The 14,347-nt window shown below is 72.1% G+C and carries 11 protein-coding genes, 1 tRNA gene and 1 riboswitch; of the genes, 4 read left to right on the plus strand and 8 right to left on the minus strand.

The window, feature by feature from the left end; all coding sequences use genetic code 11:
- Positions 1 to 22: 22 nt before the first annotated feature.
- Genes pknB through M8330_RS11985 form a run of 7 tightly spaced genes read right to left on the minus strand, consistent with a single transcriptional unit; the run spans position 23 to position 9,027 of the window.
- Positions 23 to 1,822, minus strand: coding sequence for a Stk1 family PASTA domain-containing Ser/Thr kinase (pknB, locus tag M8330_RS11955; protein WP_250827502.1), 1,800 nt, complete (start codon positions 1,820 to 1,822; stop codon positions 23 to 25).
- Positions 1,822 to 3,546: a serine/threonine protein kinase gene (locus tag M8330_RS11960; protein ID WP_250827503.1), complete on the minus strand. Its 1,725-nt coding sequence runs from the start codon at positions 3,544 to 3,546 to the stop codon at positions 1,822 to 1,824. The genes pknB and M8330_RS11960 overlap by 1 nt, the downstream gene beginning before the upstream one ends.
- Positions 3,543 to 5,042, minus strand: coding sequence for a peptidoglycan D,D-transpeptidase FtsI family protein (locus M8330_RS11965; RefSeq protein ID WP_250827504.1), 1,500 nt, complete (start codon positions 5,040 to 5,042; stop codon positions 3,543 to 3,545). Before M8330_RS11965 ends, M8330_RS11960 begins: the two co-directional genes overlap by 4 nt.
- A complete protein-coding gene (locus tag M8330_RS11970; protein WP_250827505.1) occupies positions 5,039 to 6,463 on the minus strand; it encodes an FtsW/RodA/SpoVE family cell cycle protein in 1,425 nt (474 codons plus the stop codon). The genes M8330_RS11965 and M8330_RS11970 overlap by 4 nt, the downstream gene beginning before the upstream one ends.
- Positions 6,460 to 7,845, minus strand: coding sequence for a PP2C family protein-serine/threonine phosphatase (locus M8330_RS11975; RefSeq protein ID WP_250055921.1), 1,386 nt, complete (start codon positions 7,843 to 7,845; stop codon positions 6,460 to 6,462). The genes M8330_RS11970 and M8330_RS11975 overlap by 4 nt, the downstream gene beginning before the upstream one ends.
- Positions 7,842 to 8,318: an FHA domain-containing protein FhaB/FipA gene (locus M8330_RS11980; protein WP_250827506.1), complete on the minus strand. Its 477-nt coding sequence runs from the start codon at positions 8,316 to 8,318 to the stop codon at positions 7,842 to 7,844. Before M8330_RS11980 ends, M8330_RS11975 begins: the two co-directional genes overlap by 4 nt.
- The gene (locus tag M8330_RS11985) at positions 8,311 to 9,027 is read right to left on the minus strand and encodes an FHA domain-containing protein (RefSeq protein WP_250055923.1); all 717 of its coding nucleotides are present in this window, start codon (positions 9,025 to 9,027) and stop codon (positions 8,311 to 8,313) included. Before M8330_RS11985 ends, M8330_RS11980 begins: the two co-directional genes overlap by 8 nt.
- Before the next feature lie 355 nt (positions 9,028 to 9,382).
- Here M8330_RS11985 and M8330_RS11990 point away from each other — a divergent pair.
- The 4 genes from M8330_RS11990 (at position 9,383) to M8330_RS12005 (ending at position 13,083) form a co-directional block, all read left to right on the plus strand.
- Positions 9,383 to 9,466 (plus strand) — tRNA-Leu (locus M8330_RS11990).
- 104 nt (positions 9,467 to 9,570) lie between these two features.
- Positions 9,571 to 9,912: an immunity protein Imm33 domain-containing protein gene (locus M8330_RS11995; protein ID WP_250827507.1), complete on the plus strand. Its 342-nt coding sequence runs from the start codon at positions 9,571 to 9,573 to the stop codon at positions 9,910 to 9,912.
- Positions 9,913 to 9,976: 64 nt separating this feature from the next.
- Positions 9,977 to 10,211, plus strand: a riboswitch (cobalamin riboswitch).
- Positions 10,212 to 10,387: 176 nt separating this feature from the next.
- Positions 10,388 to 11,386, plus strand: coding sequence for a ribonucleotide-diphosphate reductase subunit beta (locus M8330_RS12000; protein ID WP_250055925.1), 999 nt, complete (start codon positions 10,388 to 10,390; stop codon positions 11,384 to 11,386).
- A complete protein-coding gene (locus M8330_RS12005) occupies positions 11,386 to 13,083 on the plus strand; it encodes a ribonucleotide reductase barrel domain-containing protein (RefSeq protein ID WP_250827508.1) in 1,698 nt (565 codons plus the stop codon). Before M8330_RS12000 ends, M8330_RS12005 begins: the two co-directional genes overlap by 1 nt.
- A 224-nt stretch (positions 13,084 to 13,307) precedes the next feature.
- Here M8330_RS12005 and M8330_RS12010 read toward each other — a convergent pair whose 3' ends face one another.
- Entirely contained in the window at positions 13,308 to 14,291 is a 984-nt protein-coding gene (locus M8330_RS12010) for an NHL repeat-containing protein (protein WP_250827509.1), read from the minus strand.
- Positions 14,292 to 14,347: the final 56 nt, after the last annotated feature.

Genomic DNA, 14,347 nt, shown 5'->3' on the forward strand with positions numbered 1-14,347 from the left:
AGCCCTGTCCTCAGCCGCGGCCTCAGCCCCGGCCGGCCGCCCGCGACAGCAGCGCCGAGGGGCTCTCGGTCGCCGAGTCCGAGGGCGCCGGGGTGCCCGACTCCGACGGGGTCTCGGTGGGGCTCTCGGTGGGCGACTCGGTCGGCTCGGTGTAGGTCGAGACGACGATGAGGACGTCGGAGTCCTGGTCCAGCTTGGTGCCGGCCGCGGGGAACTGGTCGACGACCGTGCCGGCGGGCTCGGTGGAGGTCGGGTCCTCGCGCACCACGGGGTTGAACCCGCGCTGCTGGATCTTCTGCCGTGCCACGTCCCGCTGGTCGCCGGTCACCTCCGGCACCGCCTTGGGGCCGCGGGAGACGTAGAGGGTGACGGACGAGCCGTCCTCCACCTCGGTGCCGGCCGCGGGCTGCTGCTCGATCACGGTGCCGACGGGCTGGTCGGAGTCCTGCCGACGGATCGTCGCCTCGAGCCCGGCGGTGTCGAGGGTCGCCTCCGCCTGGCTGCGGGTGTAGTTGGTGACGTCGGGGACGGCCACCTCGGCCTTGCCGATGGAGATGGTCAGCACCACGACGGTGCCCTCGGAGACGAAGGTGTCCGGCTCGGGGTCCTGGGAGATGACCCGGCCCTCGGCGCGGTTGCTGTTCTCGTAGACCGGGTCGCCGACGGTGAGGCCCTCGTCCACGAGGGCCACGGTGGCGGCGTCCTGGCTCTGGCCCACCACGTCGGGCACGGCGACGCCGGGGTCCGCGGCGGGGAACAGGCGCGGCCACAGCACCACGCCCGCGACCACGAGGGCCACCAGCAGCAGCGCGATGGTGATCAGCAGGCCGACCGGGCCGCGGCGCTCCTCCTCGTCCTCGGGGGACGGGGTGGGGGCGGGCTCGGGGACGGGGCGCGGCGCCGCGTGGGCACCGCCGGTCGGCGGCACGGGCGGCACGGGGACAGTGGTGGTGACGGGGCGGCCGTCGAGGTAGCGCTCGATGTCGGTGCGCATGGCGGCGGCGGACTGGTAGCGGTCCTCCACGCGCTTGGCCAGGGCGCGCATGACGATCGCGTCCAGCTCGGGCGGCAGGTCGGTGTCGTGGTCCGAGGGGGGCTGGGCCTGCTCGCGCACGTGCTGGTAGGCCACGGCCACCGGGGAGTCGCCGACGAACGGCGGACGGCCGGTGAGGAGCTCGTAGAGGAGGCAGCCGGCGGAGTAGACGTCCGAGCGGGAGTCGACGTTCTCGCCGCGCGCCTGCTCGGGGGAGAGGTACTGCGCGGTGCCGACGACGGCCGCGGTCTGGGTCATCGTCGAGGAGGCGTCGGAGATGGCGCGGGCGATGCCGAAGTCCATCACCTTCACGTCGCCCGACGGGGTCAGCATGACGTTGCCGGGCTTGATGTCGCGGTGGATGATCCCCGCGCGGTGGCTGTAGTCGAGCGCCGACAGCACGCCGCTGGTGATCTCCAGGGCGCGCTCGGGCAGGATCTTGCGGCCCTCGCGCAGCACGTCGCGCAGCGTCCGGCCGGCCACGTACTCCATCACGATGTAGGGCTGGGAGACGCCGCTGCCGTCCGCGGCCATCTCCTCGCCGGTGTCGTAGACGGCGACGATGGTGGGGTGGTTCAGGGACGCCGCGGACTGCGCCTCGCGGCGGAAGCGCGCCTGGAACGTGGCGTCCGAGGCGAGGTCGGTGCGCAGGCGCTTGACGGCGACGACGCGACCCAGCCGGGTGTCCATCCCCTTGCGCACCTCGGCCATGCCGCCGCGGCCGAGCAGCTCGCTCAGCTCGTAGCGACCGCCGACCATGTGGGGCCTGCTCGTGGGCTGGTCGTTCATCACGAACCTCCGTCCTGGGCGCCGACCGTGGCGCCGGACGTGCTGGTCTGGGTCGAGGCCGACGTGGAGGCGGCCGCGCCCGAGGTGCTGTCCGTCGCGGCCTGGCTGCTGGCCGGGGCGCTCGAGGTGGTCTCGGTCGGCGTCGCCGACTCGCTGGGGGTCTCGGTCACCGTCTCGGTCTCGGTGGGCGCCTGCGTCGTCGGGGCCGGGCCGTAGAACTGCACGGTGACGCTGTCGCCCTCCTCCAGGGTGCCGGTCGGGTCGACGGAGGTCACCTGGTCCTCGGTGCCGGAGCCGTCGTTGTCGACCTGGTCGAGCTGGACCAGCAGGCCCAGGTCCTCCAGCTCGGACTGCACGGCCTGGACGTCGCGGCCCACGTAGTCGTCGGCGTCGATGCTGACCGTGGCGGCGGCCGAGGTCTCCTCGGACGGGCTCGCGCTGCGGGTGCGGGTGCGGGACGCGCTGGCGCTCGCCGAGGTGGACTCGGCGCTCGCCCCGGTGTCGGACTCGTCGTCGCCGCCGGAGAGCAGCGCGAACGCGCCCACCGCCAGGAGGGCGATGGCCAGGACGGCGGCCACGGCGATCAGCGCCCAGGGGCGCTTGCGCTCGGCCTTGCGGGAGCCGGCGGTGTCGGTGGCTCCGGTGGCGGGGACGGCGCCGGTGGGGTCGCCCGGAGTCGAGCCGGGGGTGGCACCGAACACCTGGGTGCCGGGCTCGTCGGCCGCTGCCGCGCCCGCCCCGAGCGCCGCACCGGCCGCCGCGCCCGCGGCGAGGCCCGCCCCGCCGGCCACCATCGTGGCGGCGGTGGACGGACCGCCGAGCGCGCCTGCGCCGGCCGGGGAGTCGTTCAGGGGGTCGCGCAGGGCGGCGGCGAAGGCCGAGCCCTCGGGGTAGCGGTCTGCCGGGTCCTTGCTCAGGGCCCGCTGGACGACGGCGGCCAGCGGTGCCGGCACGGAGTCGGGCAGGTCGGGCACCGGCTGGTTCAGGTGCGCCAGCGCCGTGGCCACGGGGGAGCCGGCGTCGAACGGCCGCTCGCCGGCGAGGCACTCGAACGCCACCACGCCCAGCGCGTACACGTCGGACGCCGGCGTGGCCGTCGTCCCGCGGGCCTGCTCGGGCGAGAGGTACTGCGGCGTCCCCAGCACCTGGCCGGTCTGGGTGATGCCCACCGCGTCCGCGGCGCGGGCGATGCCGAAGTCGGTGACCTTGACCTTGCGCTCGGGGGTGATGAGCAGGTTGGCGGGCTTCACGTCGCGGTGGACGATGCCGGCCGCGTGCGCGGCGGCCAGGGCCTCGGCGGTCTGGGCCATGAGGTCGGCGACGACCTCGGGCTCCATCGGCTCCCCCGAGCGCAGCAGCGCCGAGAGCGGCTGGCCGTCGACCAGCTCCATCACGAGGTAGGGGCGCGGGATGCCGGAGCCGTCGGTGGCCGGGGCCTCGCCGAAGTCGTAGACGCCCGCGATGCCCGGGTGGTGCAGCACCGCGGCGTTGCGCGCCTCGGTCTCGAAGCGGCTGCGGAAGGTGGCGTCGTCGGCGTACTCGGTCTTGAGCAGCTTTACCGCGACGGGGCGGCCCAGCGTGGTGTCGGTGCCGCGCCAGACCTCGCCCATGCCGCCGGTCGCGATCCGGGAGGTCAGCGAGTAGCGGCCGGCGCCGTCGGCGAAGCGCTCGGGCTGCCCGGGGTTCTCCGGGGTGCCGGGGGTCTCGGGGGGCTGGCTGCTCACTTGATCACCGCTTCCATGACGGCCTTCGCGATGGGGCCGCCGAGCAGGCCGCCCGCGATCTCGCCGCGGGACAGGCCGGGGGCGTCCTGGATCATCACCGCGACGGCCACGGTCGGGTTCTCCGCCGGGGCGAAGGAGACGAACCACGCGTACGGCGAGGAGTCGGTGCCGCTCTGCGCGGTACCGGTCTTGCCGGCCACGCTGATGCCGGTGATGGCGGCGGGGCTGGCGGTGCCGTTGTCGACGGTCGAGACCATCATGTCGGTGAGCTGGTCAGCGGTGTCGGAGCTGACCGCCTGCGACAGGGTCTCGGGGTCCGTGGTCTCGATGGACTCGAAGTCGGGGGACTGCACCTCGTCCACCAGGTAGGGCTTCATCACCTCGCCGCCGTTGGCGATGCCGGCCGCGACCATCGCCATCTGCAGCGGCGTGGCACGCACCTCGAACTGGCCGATGCCGCTCTGGCCGGTCTGCGGCTCGTCGGCGTCGTCGGGGAAGACGGAGGTGGCCTGGGGCGAGAGGTCGGTGAAGTACTGCTGGTTGAACCCGAACGCCTCGGCCTGCGCCGACAGCTTGTCGACGCCCAGCTCCACGGCCATCCGGGCGAACGTGGTGTTGCAGGAGTTCTCCAGCGCCTGGGTGAACGGGATGAGGTCGGTGCCGCAGTCGCGGCCCTCGTTGTCGATCAGGCCCGTGTCGCCGGTGGTCTGGGGCAGCTGGTAGGTCGCGCCGCCGGGCACGTCGTCGTCCTCGGTGTAGAGGCCGTCCTCGATGGCGGCGGCGGCGGTGACCAGCTTGAACGTGGAGCCCGGGGGCAGCGTCGTCTGCACCGCGCGGTTGACCAGCGGGGAGGAGTCGCCCCCCTGCTGGAGCCGGTCGGCCGTGCGCTGCACCTTCGTCAGGTCGTGGTCGGCCAGCGCGTTCGCGTTGAACGACGGCAGGCTGACCATGGCCAGGATCTTGCCGGTGCGCGGCTCGAGCGCGACCACGGCGCCCTCGCCGTCGTCCCCGACGACGTCCAGCAGCCCGTCGTAGGCGGCCTGCTGAGCGCGGGCGTTGATCGTGAGCTTCACGTTGCCGCCGACCGACTCCTGGTTGGAGAGCAGGTCGACCAGGCGGGTGACGAAGAGGCGGTCGTCGCTGCCGGAGAGGACGTCGTCCTGGGTCTGCTCGACGAACTGCTGGCAGGAGGAGCAGGTGCCGGACTGGGCGTTGAAGTAGTTGTACCAACCCGTCAGCGGGGCGTAGAGCGGCGAGTCGGAGTAGGTCCGCTGGTACTCGTAGCGGTCGTCGGAGGGCTCCGAGGTGGCGATCGGGTCGTTGCCGACGAGGATCGCGCCGCGGGGCTGGGAGAACTCGGCGTCGACCGCGCGCCGGTTGTCGGCGCGGGAGTCGAGGCTGTCGGCGCGCCAGTACTGCAGGTAGGTCACGTTCAGCAGCAGCGCCAGGAACAGGACCAGGGCGAAGACGGAAATGGTGCGGATCGGCTTGTTCATCGCAGGCGCACCACCTGGGTGGCGTCGTCGTCCTCGTTCTCGTCGTCGGACAGGTCGGGCAGGGGACGGCGGGCCTGGTCGGAGACCCGCAGCAGCAGGGCGACGATCACCCAGTTGGCCACGAGCGAGGAGCCGCCGTAGGAGAGGAAGGGCGTGGTGAGGCCGGTGAGCGGGATCAGGCCGGTCACGCCGCCGACGACCACGAAGACCTGGAGCGCGAAGACGGAGCCGAGGCCGGCGGCCAGCAGCTTGCCGAAGCCGTCGCGGCTGATCAGCGCGATCCGCAGCGCCCGCTCCACGATGAGCCCGTAGATCAGCAGCACCGCGATCATCGCGGTCAGGCCGAGCTCCTCGCCGATGGAGGACATGATGAAGTCGGAGTAGGCGAACGGCACCCGGGTCGGGTCGCCCTCGCCGAAGCCGCGGCCGATCAGCCCGCCCCAGGCCATGCCGAACTGCGCCTCGACCGGCTGGAAGCCGGTGTCGTTGGTGCCCTCGCCGTAGTAGGCGAACGGGTCGAGCCAGACGTCGACGCGGGTCTTGACGTGGGAGACGAACAGGAACGCCAGCACCGCGCCGGTGAGGAACATGCCGCCGCCCACCACGAGCCAGCCGGGGCGCTCGGTGGCGAGGTAGAGCATCGCCAGGAACAGGCCGAAGAACAGCAGGCTGGAGCCCAGGTCGCGCTGGCCGACGAGGATCATCATGCTGATCCCCCACATCACCAGGATGGGGCCGAAGTCGCGGCCGCGGGGGAGGTCCAGGAAGAGCACCCGGCGCCCGGCCAGGGCCAGCGCGTCCTTGTGCAGCACCAGGTAGCCCGCGAACGCGATGACGAGCAGCACCTTGGCCACCTCGCCGGGCTGGAAGCTGAACGGCCCGACCGCGATCCAGATGCGGGCACCGTTCACCTCGCGCCCGAGCACGGGCAGCATCGGCAGCAGGAGCAGGACGACGGCGGCGAGGGCGCTGGTGTAGGTGAACCGGGCGAGGATGCGGTGGTCACGCAGCAGCACCAGCGTGAGGCAGAACAGCACCACGCCCAGGGTCATCCAGGTCAGCTGCTTGGCCGCGAACCCGGCGGTGCGGTCGGCGGCCTCGTAGGAGAGGTCGAGCCGGTGGATGACCGCCAGGCCGAGGCCGTTGAGCGCGGCCACCAGCGGCAGCAGCACCGGGTCGGCGTAGGGCGCCACGAGGCGGACGACGACGTGCGAGCCGAGCACCAGGGCGACCAGCCAGCCGCCGTAGCCCAGCATGTCCGCGGGGATCTCGCCCTGCATGCCGATGCCGACGGCGGCGTAGGCGCCGAGGCCGACGGCCAGCGCGAGGAGCAGCAGGAACAGCTCCGCGCCCCGGCGCTGCCGGTGCACGAAGCCGAAGGCCGCCGCGCTGCCGCTGCGGTCGTTGGTGGTGGCGCTCACGAGGCGTCCTCGGCGGGCGCGCCCGGACCCATGGTCTCGGCCAGGTTCTCCACGATGGTGCGCGCGTCGGTCAGGTCGTCGGCCGACAGGCCGCCCCGGACCCGCTCGGCGTTGAAGTCCGAGAGCCGGTCGACCTCCACGTTGGTCTCCTCGTAGGGCTGGGAGAGGGCGATGCCGGGCAGCGAGGCGTTGATGCCCTGGTAGATGACCACCACCCCGTCGTCCTGGCCCACGTAGTACTGCTCCTGGCTCCACGAGTAGAGCGCGGCCACCCCGACCCACACGACCCCCACGAGGACGAGGGCGGCCAGGATGCGGCGCAGCCAGCCCAGGCGGCGTGGCGGACGCGGGGCGTAGCGCGCGGCCTCGGCGTCGAGCGGGTCGGTGCGGTAGGCGTGGACGTCGGCGGGCAGGTCGGGCAGCGGGGCGTCGATCGGCTCGATCTCGCCGGTGTCGCCGGAGCGGTGCCCGCGGAAGAGGCCCGTGCCGAGGCCGCCGGCCAGGCCGCCGCGCGTGGAGCGGCGGCGCAGCTCGCTGGCCGCGCCCACCAGCATCGGCATGAGGTCGTCCAGCTCCGGGCGCTCGGCGGCCTGCTCGGGGGTCAGGACGTCGGCCACCACGCAGGTGACGTTGTCGCTGCTGCCGGCCTCGAGGCTGGCGCGGACCAGCTCGACGGCCGCGAAGTCCGGCGTGCCGGTGCGCAGGATGTCGGCCAGCCGGCTGTCCTCGAGGTAGCCGCTGGCGCCGTCGGAGCAGACCAGCAGCCGGTCGCCCGGCTCCAGCTCGACGAGGAACAGGTCGGGCTCGGCCTCGTGCACGCCGTCGAGGGCGCGCAGGATCACGTTGCGGTGCGGGTGCACGCGCGCCTCGTCCTCGGTGATGCGGCCCTCGTCGATGAGGGTCTGGACGAAGGTGTGGTCCTGGGTGATCTGGGAGAGCCGGCCCTCGCGCAGCAGGTAGGCGCGGCTGTCGCCCACGTGCCCGACCGCGGCGAGGTTGCCGGAGACGTGCAGGACGGTGGCCGTCGTCGAGGTGCCGGAGATCTCCGGGTCGTCGTCGACGGCGCGGCCGATACGGGCCGCGGCCTGCTGGATGCCCGCCGCCGTGCGCGTGAGCAGCTGCTGACCGCCCACGTCGGGCGGGGTGTCGGAGTCCAGGCGCCGCAGCTGGCTGACGGCCGTGGACGAGGCGATGTCACCGCGCGCCGCGCCGCCGACGCCGTCGCACACGGTGAGCAGGTGCGGGCCGGCGTAGCCGGAGTCCTGGTTGTCCTTGCGGACCCGCCCCACGTCCGAGATCGCCGACCAGTGCAGGCGCAGGTCGGTGCGCCCGCCGGCGTCGCCGGGGGTGTGCGCGTCGGAGCCGGTGGGCGCGTCGCTCACTTGCGCAGCTCCAGGATGGTCTTGCCGATCCTGACCTGCGTCCCGAGCGTGATGGTGGTGGGCTGGGTGATCCGCACGGTGCCGATGTAGGTGCCGTTGGTGGAGCCGAGGTCCTCGACGAACCACTGGTCCTCCGAGGCCGCCACGCGGGCGTGCCGGGTGGAGACGTAGTCGTCGTCCAGGCGGATGGCGGCGTCCGTGCCGCGGCCGATGAGCAGCGGGGCGTCGGCCAGCTCGGCGCGCTCGCCGACGTTGCTGCCGGCGGTCACGATCAGGTGGGTCGGGGAGCCGCGGCGCTGCGTCGGCGGCTTCGCCTTCTTCTTGCGCTCACGGCCCTTGGCCCCGGCCTTGTCGGGCTCGGGCACGCGCGCGCCGAACATGTCGGAGCGCACCACCGAGATGGCGGAGAGCACGAAGATCCACAGCACGGCCAGGTAGCCGATGCGGATCAGCAGCAGGGTCAGCTCAGACACCGGCGTCCTCCTCGTGGACCACGCGCACGCGCAGGGTGGTGCTGCCGACGCGCACCTCGGTGCCGTCGTCGGCCACCGCGCGGCCCATCTTCTGGCCGTTGACGGTCATGCCGTTGGTCGAGCCCAGGTCGATCACGTCGATGTGCAGGCCGGCACGGCCCTGCTCGACGCGGAACTCCACGTGCCGGCGCGAGACGCCCGGGTCGTTGATGCGGACGTCGGCCTCGTTGCCGCGCCCGACGACCAGGCCGGGCGTCGTCAGCGGGTGCTGGGTGCCGTTGACCTCGAGCAGCGCGCGGGCGCGTCCGACCATCGTCGGGGTCGCCTGGCTGGTCACCTTCGCCTCGGCGCGCGAGCGCACCCGGAAGCGACCGGTGGTCAGGTCCTCGGCGAGCTCGAAGTCGATCGTGACCGGGCCGGGGAAGGAGTAGGAGTTCAGCTCCGCGTGCTCGGTGACCTGCTGCGTGAGGTCCTCGGCCATCGCGGAGTCGTAGGGGGCCAGGCGCTCGAGGTCGCTGGCGGCCAGCTCCACGACGAAGCTGTTCGGCACCAGGCGGCGCTGGCGGGAGAGGATCTGGGCGTTGTTGTCGCACTCGCGCTGGAGGGCGGCCGCGATCTCGACGGGCTGCACCGCCGAGCGGAACGCGCGGGCGAAGGCGCCGGAGATGACCTCCTCGAGTCGACGCTCGAAGCGCTGTAGTCCGCTCACGCGTCTCCTCCGTTCTCGTCCTGGCTGCTCGTGGGCTGCTCGTGTCGGCTGCTGGTGCTGCCTGCTGGTGCTCGCTGCCGCGGGGCGCTCGGCCCCGCCTGCACGTGGGCAGGCTGGCAGTCGGGGCGGTCCCCGGATCGTGGCGATCGTAACGAAGCGGCCTGAGTGCAGCAGCCTCGCCGCGTCGGCGGTGACCATTCCTCGTGCGCGCGAGGCTGCCCTCACCCCGTCGGTTCCGGGCCCCGGTCGGGCCGAGCCTGCTGCTCGGCGCCGCTCGACGGACGGCGGTCGGACGGCGGGGTCGCGCCGGTTTGGGTGCCTGAGCAGGGCTGCCGTATGGTTCATCTCGGTTCACGCGCGAGTGGCGGAATAGGCAGACGCGCACGGTTCAGGTCCGTGTGTCCGAAAGGACGTGGGGGTTCAACTCCCCCCTCGCGCACCGTGAGCAGCAGGCCTCGGTCGATCAGACCGGGGCCTGCTGTCATTTCTCCCCCTGCCCGCCGGCCGTGGCCCGGCGCCCCGGCCGGTGGCAGCATCGGGGGCGTGGACGAGGAGCACGGCGCCGAGACCGACCCCCGCACCGACCCCCGCACCGGCGCTGGGCTCGGCGTCTCGGTGAGCCGGCGGGTGCACGAGGGCGAGCGGCCGGGCTACGTGGTGCGCGACGAGCCGCTCGGTCCCCACGACTCCGGCTGGCAGCTCCTCGTGGGCGACGAGACGCCGGCCGAGCTCGACGACCCGTTCGCGATCGCGGTGCTCCCGCTGGCCGAGGTGGCCCGCCGGTGGCCGGCCCTGGCCGCGGTGCTGCGCGACGGGCCGCTGGGCGGGGAGTGGGTCCGCGACGCCGCGTCCGGGCGCTACGTCCCCCGCCCGGGTGAGGCCTGAGGCTTGCTCCGCCTGATGTGACGCGACACAAGATGTAGATGGTTACATCGCTGTGATTCGCGTATATGGTGGTGCTTGCAGCTGGTTCGACGCCTCAACCCAGGGGCGTCGTCGCAAGAGGGAACCCGGTTCGACTCCGGGACTGCCCCGCAGCGGTGAGTGGGAACGACCTCCGTCTCCTGGAACGACAGGAAGCACTGGGACCACCGATCACGGTCCTGGGAAGCGACGGACAGTAGGGAGGAGCGCGAGCTCCTGCGCCCACGAGTCCGAAGACCTGCCAGTGCCCACCACCAGGTGGGGTCCGCGACCTCGAGGGAGGGTCAGGGGATCGAACCAGCACTGCGCGGCTCGGCAGCTCTTCGCCACCCGCCGGCGCTGCCGACGTCCTCACCGCCTCCTCCGCAGCGGATGCACCGGAACACATCCGACATCCAGCGCCGGCCGAGGGGGCCGGTGGAGGAGGGCACCGCCCATGATCGACACCACGGGTCTGCGCATCCGGACCGAGAAGTCCGCCTACGTCTTCGACTACCCGATGGCCGAGGAGCTGGCGAAGAAGCAGCGCAGCATCTTCTGGACCGCGGAGGAGATCCCGGTCGAGAACGACAAGCAGGACTTCCTCGTCACCATGACCCCGGCCGAGCAGGCGGCGGTGCGGACGACGCTGAAGCTGTTCACCATCTACGAGCTGATCCTCGGCGGCGAGGTGTGGGGCGACCGCCTCTTCCACGCGTTCCCGCGGCCCGAGGTGCAGATGATGACGAACGCGTTCTCCTTCGCCGAGCTCAACATGCACGCGCCCTTCTACGCCAAGCTCAACAAGACGCTCATGATCGACACCGAGGAGTTCTACGACTCCTACAAGAACGACCCGGTGCTCGCCGAGCGGATCGAGTTCGTCTGGGAGGCCATCGCCGACGAGGACCTCCTCTTCGCGCTCAGCGTCTTCACGCTGATGGAGAACTGCGTCCTCTACTCCAGCTTCGCGTTCCTCAAGCACTTCCAGTCCGGCGGCAAGAACCTGCTGCAGAACGTCATCAGCGGCATCAACTTCTCCGCGCGTGACGAGAACCTGCACGCCACCGGCGGTGCCTGGCTGTTCAACACCACGCTCGACGAGTGGGCCGACACGGTGCCCGCGGCCGAGTACGAGCGCGAGCGCGACGCCCTGTTCGCCCGGGTGCGGGGCGTGGCGGAGTACGTCTACGCCCACGAGGCGCGGATCGTGGAGATGCTCTTCGCCCACGGTCCGATCGACGGCATCGACCAGGCCGACCTGGAGGTCTTCGTCCGCTCCCGGGTGAACCTCACGCTGGAGAACATGCGGATGGAGCCGCTGTTCGTCGTCGACGACAACCCCGTGGCCGAGTGGTTCTATCCCGGCATCAACGGCACCCAGTTCCACGACTTCTTCCAGGTCACCGGCAACGAGTACAACCGCACGATCGGCGAGACGGAGTTCGTGTTCTGATGGCGACCACCTCCTGGGAGACCCTGTCGGCCGAGCGCAAGGCGCTCCAGGCCGAGGGCACCGTGCCCGCGTTCATGACCACGGCCGGCTACGCGATGTTCCGGTCCAAGTACACCCACGCCGGGCAGAGCGTGCGCGAGCGGTACGAGGCGATCGCCGACACCGCCGGCGTCCTCGCCGACGAGATGTACCCGCGCGAGGACGGGCGCCCCTGGGCCGAGCCGTTCCTCGAGGCCATCTGGAACGGCTGGCTCTCGCCCTCCACCCCCGTGCTCGCCAACCTCGGCACCGACCGCGGCCTGCCCGTCTCGTGCGAGGGCTCCTACGTCGAGGACTCCGTGTGGGGGTTCTACGACACCCTCAAGGAGGCGGCGATCCTCTCCCAGCACGGGTTCGGCACCTCCGCCTACCTGGGCGACGTGCGGCCACGCGGCGCGCGCTTCTCCGACAACGGGCACGCCAACGGCGTGGTGCCGGTGTTCAACAACTTCGTCGAGATGACGAACCAGATCAGCCAGGGCGCCACCCGCCGCGGCTCGTGGGCCGGCTACCTGCCGGTCGACCACCCGGACTTCTTCGAGCTGGCCGACCTGATCTTCCGCGAGCCCGCCAACAAGAACGTCGGCTGGATCGTGACCCAGGACTTCATCGACCGGATGCTCGCCGGCGACAAGGACGCGCTCGAGCGCTACCAACGGGTGCTCAAGATCCGCGTCGTGCTCGGCAAGGGCTACCTGTGGAAGGTCGACACGGTCAACGCGGCCCAGACCGAGTCGTACAAGGTCCACGGCCTGGAGAACAAGGCCTCCAACCTCTGCTCGGAGATCACCCTCTACTCCGACGAGGAGCACTCCTACACCTGCGTGCTCTCCTCGCTGAACCTCGCCGCCTACGACGAGTGGAAGGAGACCGACGTCCCCTTCACCGCCACCGTCTTCCTCGACGCCGTCGCCGAGGCGTTCCTGCGGCGGGCCCGCTCGATCCGCGGCCTCGAGCGCGCGGTGCGCTACACCGAGAAGGCACGCAGCCTGGGCCTCGGCGTCATGGGCTACCACGACTACCTCCAGCAGCAGCGGGTGCCGTTCGAGTCGGACGAGGCGGCCAAGCTCAACCTGGAGATCTTCGCGTTCCTCTCCGACCGCTCGGACGCGGCCTCACGCTGGATGGGCTCCGTGGCCGGGGTACCGGAGTGGTGCGTGGGCCGCCGCAACTCCCACGTCATGGCGATCGCCCCGACGATGAGCACCGCCGTCATCGTCGGTGGCACCAGCCAGGGCATCGAGCCGTACGTGGCCAACGTGTGGAACCAGACCACCGCCGCCGGCGAGATGCCGCGCGCGAACGGCAACCTCGTGACCCTGATGAAGGAGCGGGGCGTCTACGACTCCGCCCACATCGACGACATCGTCGACCACGGCGGGTCGGTGGCCCACGTGGACTGGCTCGACGACCACGAGAAGGCCGTCTTCCGCACCGGCTACGAGATCGACCAGGAGGTGCTGCTCGAGCGCGCGGCCGAGCGGCAGCAGTTCATCGACCAGTCGCAGTCGCTGAACCTCTTCTTCGACGCCGACGCGACGCCCGCCGAGATCAGCCGCATCCACAAGATCGCGCTGCTCGACCCGCGGATCAAGAGCCTGTACTACCTGCGCTCCCGCGCCGGTGTGCAGGCGAGCAAGCGCACCGCGCAGGCCTGACCCCGCTCTTCCCCGCACCACCCGCCCCCACCCGAGAGGAAACCCCCATGGACGACACGACGATGACCCTGGACACGATGTTCGACGGCGACACCTGGGACGACTGGACCCCCGCGCAGGTGTGCGCGATCGAGAACGGCGACGAGTGCACGGTGTGCGAGGGCTGACCTCTCCGTGCTGAAGCCTCCGTGCTGATCTCTGCGTGAACCGGTGAGGCGGTCGGGTCAGGCCGGCGTGAGCCGCACGACCCGACCGCCGATCACCCACTCGGTCACGAGCACGCCGCCGGTGCTCGTGACGTGGATGCCGTGCGGGCTGTTGAGCCGCATGGGCTCCAGCGGCGGGCGGACGGTGAGGCCGTCGCGGCGCTCGTTCGGCCAGGCGTCGCGCTGCTCGGCCTCCGGGGTCGGCACGCCGAGGCGTCCGACGAGGTCGCCCTCCGACGTCAGCGCCACCAGTGCGCCGAAGAGGTCGGTGACCAGGAGCGTCCCGTCGGGCAGCACCGCGATGCCCGAGGGCGAGGTGAGGTGCTCCGCGCCGAAGGTGCGCAGCGTGCGACCGGCGGTGTCGAGCACGACGATGCGGTGGTTCGCCCGGTCGGCGACCAGCATCTCGGTGCCGGCCAGCGCCCCCTGGGCGACGGTGCGGGTGACGATCGCGTGCGGGGTGTCGAACGGGGTGCCGGAGTCGGACCCGTCGACGGTCTCCCGGTAGGTGCCGTCGGCGTCGTAGCGGTGCAGCAGCGAGAGGCCGTAGCCCTCGGAGACCCAGAGGCCGCCGTCGTCCAGCGCCAGCATCGCGGTGGGCGCCCAGGTGGCGCGCTCGTAGGCAGCGGTGTCGGGCTGGACGAGCTCGCCGACCCGCTCGCCGTCCGCGGTGACCTTGAGCAGGCGGCCGGGGATGCGGATCTCGTCGTAGTCGGGCTGGTCGGGGGTGTACTTGTGGCCGTTGTCGGCGACCCACACCTGCGCGGTGGCGGGGTCGACGGTGAGGCCGTGGGTCTCGACCGCGCCGAGGTCCACCTCGTGCAGCAGGGAGCCGTCGGGCCGGTGCACGCGCAGCGAGCGGCCGTCGGGGTGGCCGGCGACCAGGCGGCCGTCGGGCAGCTCGGCGACGTCGTGGTGGGCCCAGCCCGGGGTGCTCGGGTACGCGAGGAACGCCTGGTCCCAGGTCAGCGCGAGGTGGCCGAGGTGCACGGTGTCGGTCATGTCGTCTCCTGCTCGTCCGGGCTGTGCGGCGTCACCGTAGCCGCCGGGTGGCACGT

This window comes from Nocardioides bruguierae (genome assembly GCF_023656415.1).
Lineage (GTDB): Bacteria > Actinomycetota > Actinomycetes > Propionibacteriales > Nocardioidaceae > Nocardioides > Nocardioides bruguierae.

Excerpts from the sequence above, each read along its gene's own strand:
- pknB (WP_250827502.1), bottom strand. The coding sequence starts at position 1,822 with ATGAACGACCAGCCCACGAGCAGGCCCCACATGGTCGGCGGTCGCTAC.
- M8330_RS11965 (WP_250827504.1), bottom strand. The coding sequence starts at position 5,042 with ATGAACAAGCCGATCCGCACCATTTCCGTCTTCGCCCTGGTCCTGTTC.
- M8330_RS12000 (WP_250055925.1), top strand. The coding sequence starts at position 10,388 with ATGATCGACACCACGGGTCTGCGCATCCGGACCGAGAAGTCCGCCTAC.
- M8330_RS12005 (WP_250827508.1), top strand. The coding sequence starts at position 11,386 with ATGGCGACCACCTCCTGGGAGACCCTGTCGGCCGAGCGCAAGGCGCTC.
- M8330_RS12010 (WP_250827509.1), bottom strand. The coding sequence starts at position 14,291 with ATGACCGACACCGTGCACCTCGGCCACCTCGCGCTGACCTGGGACCAG.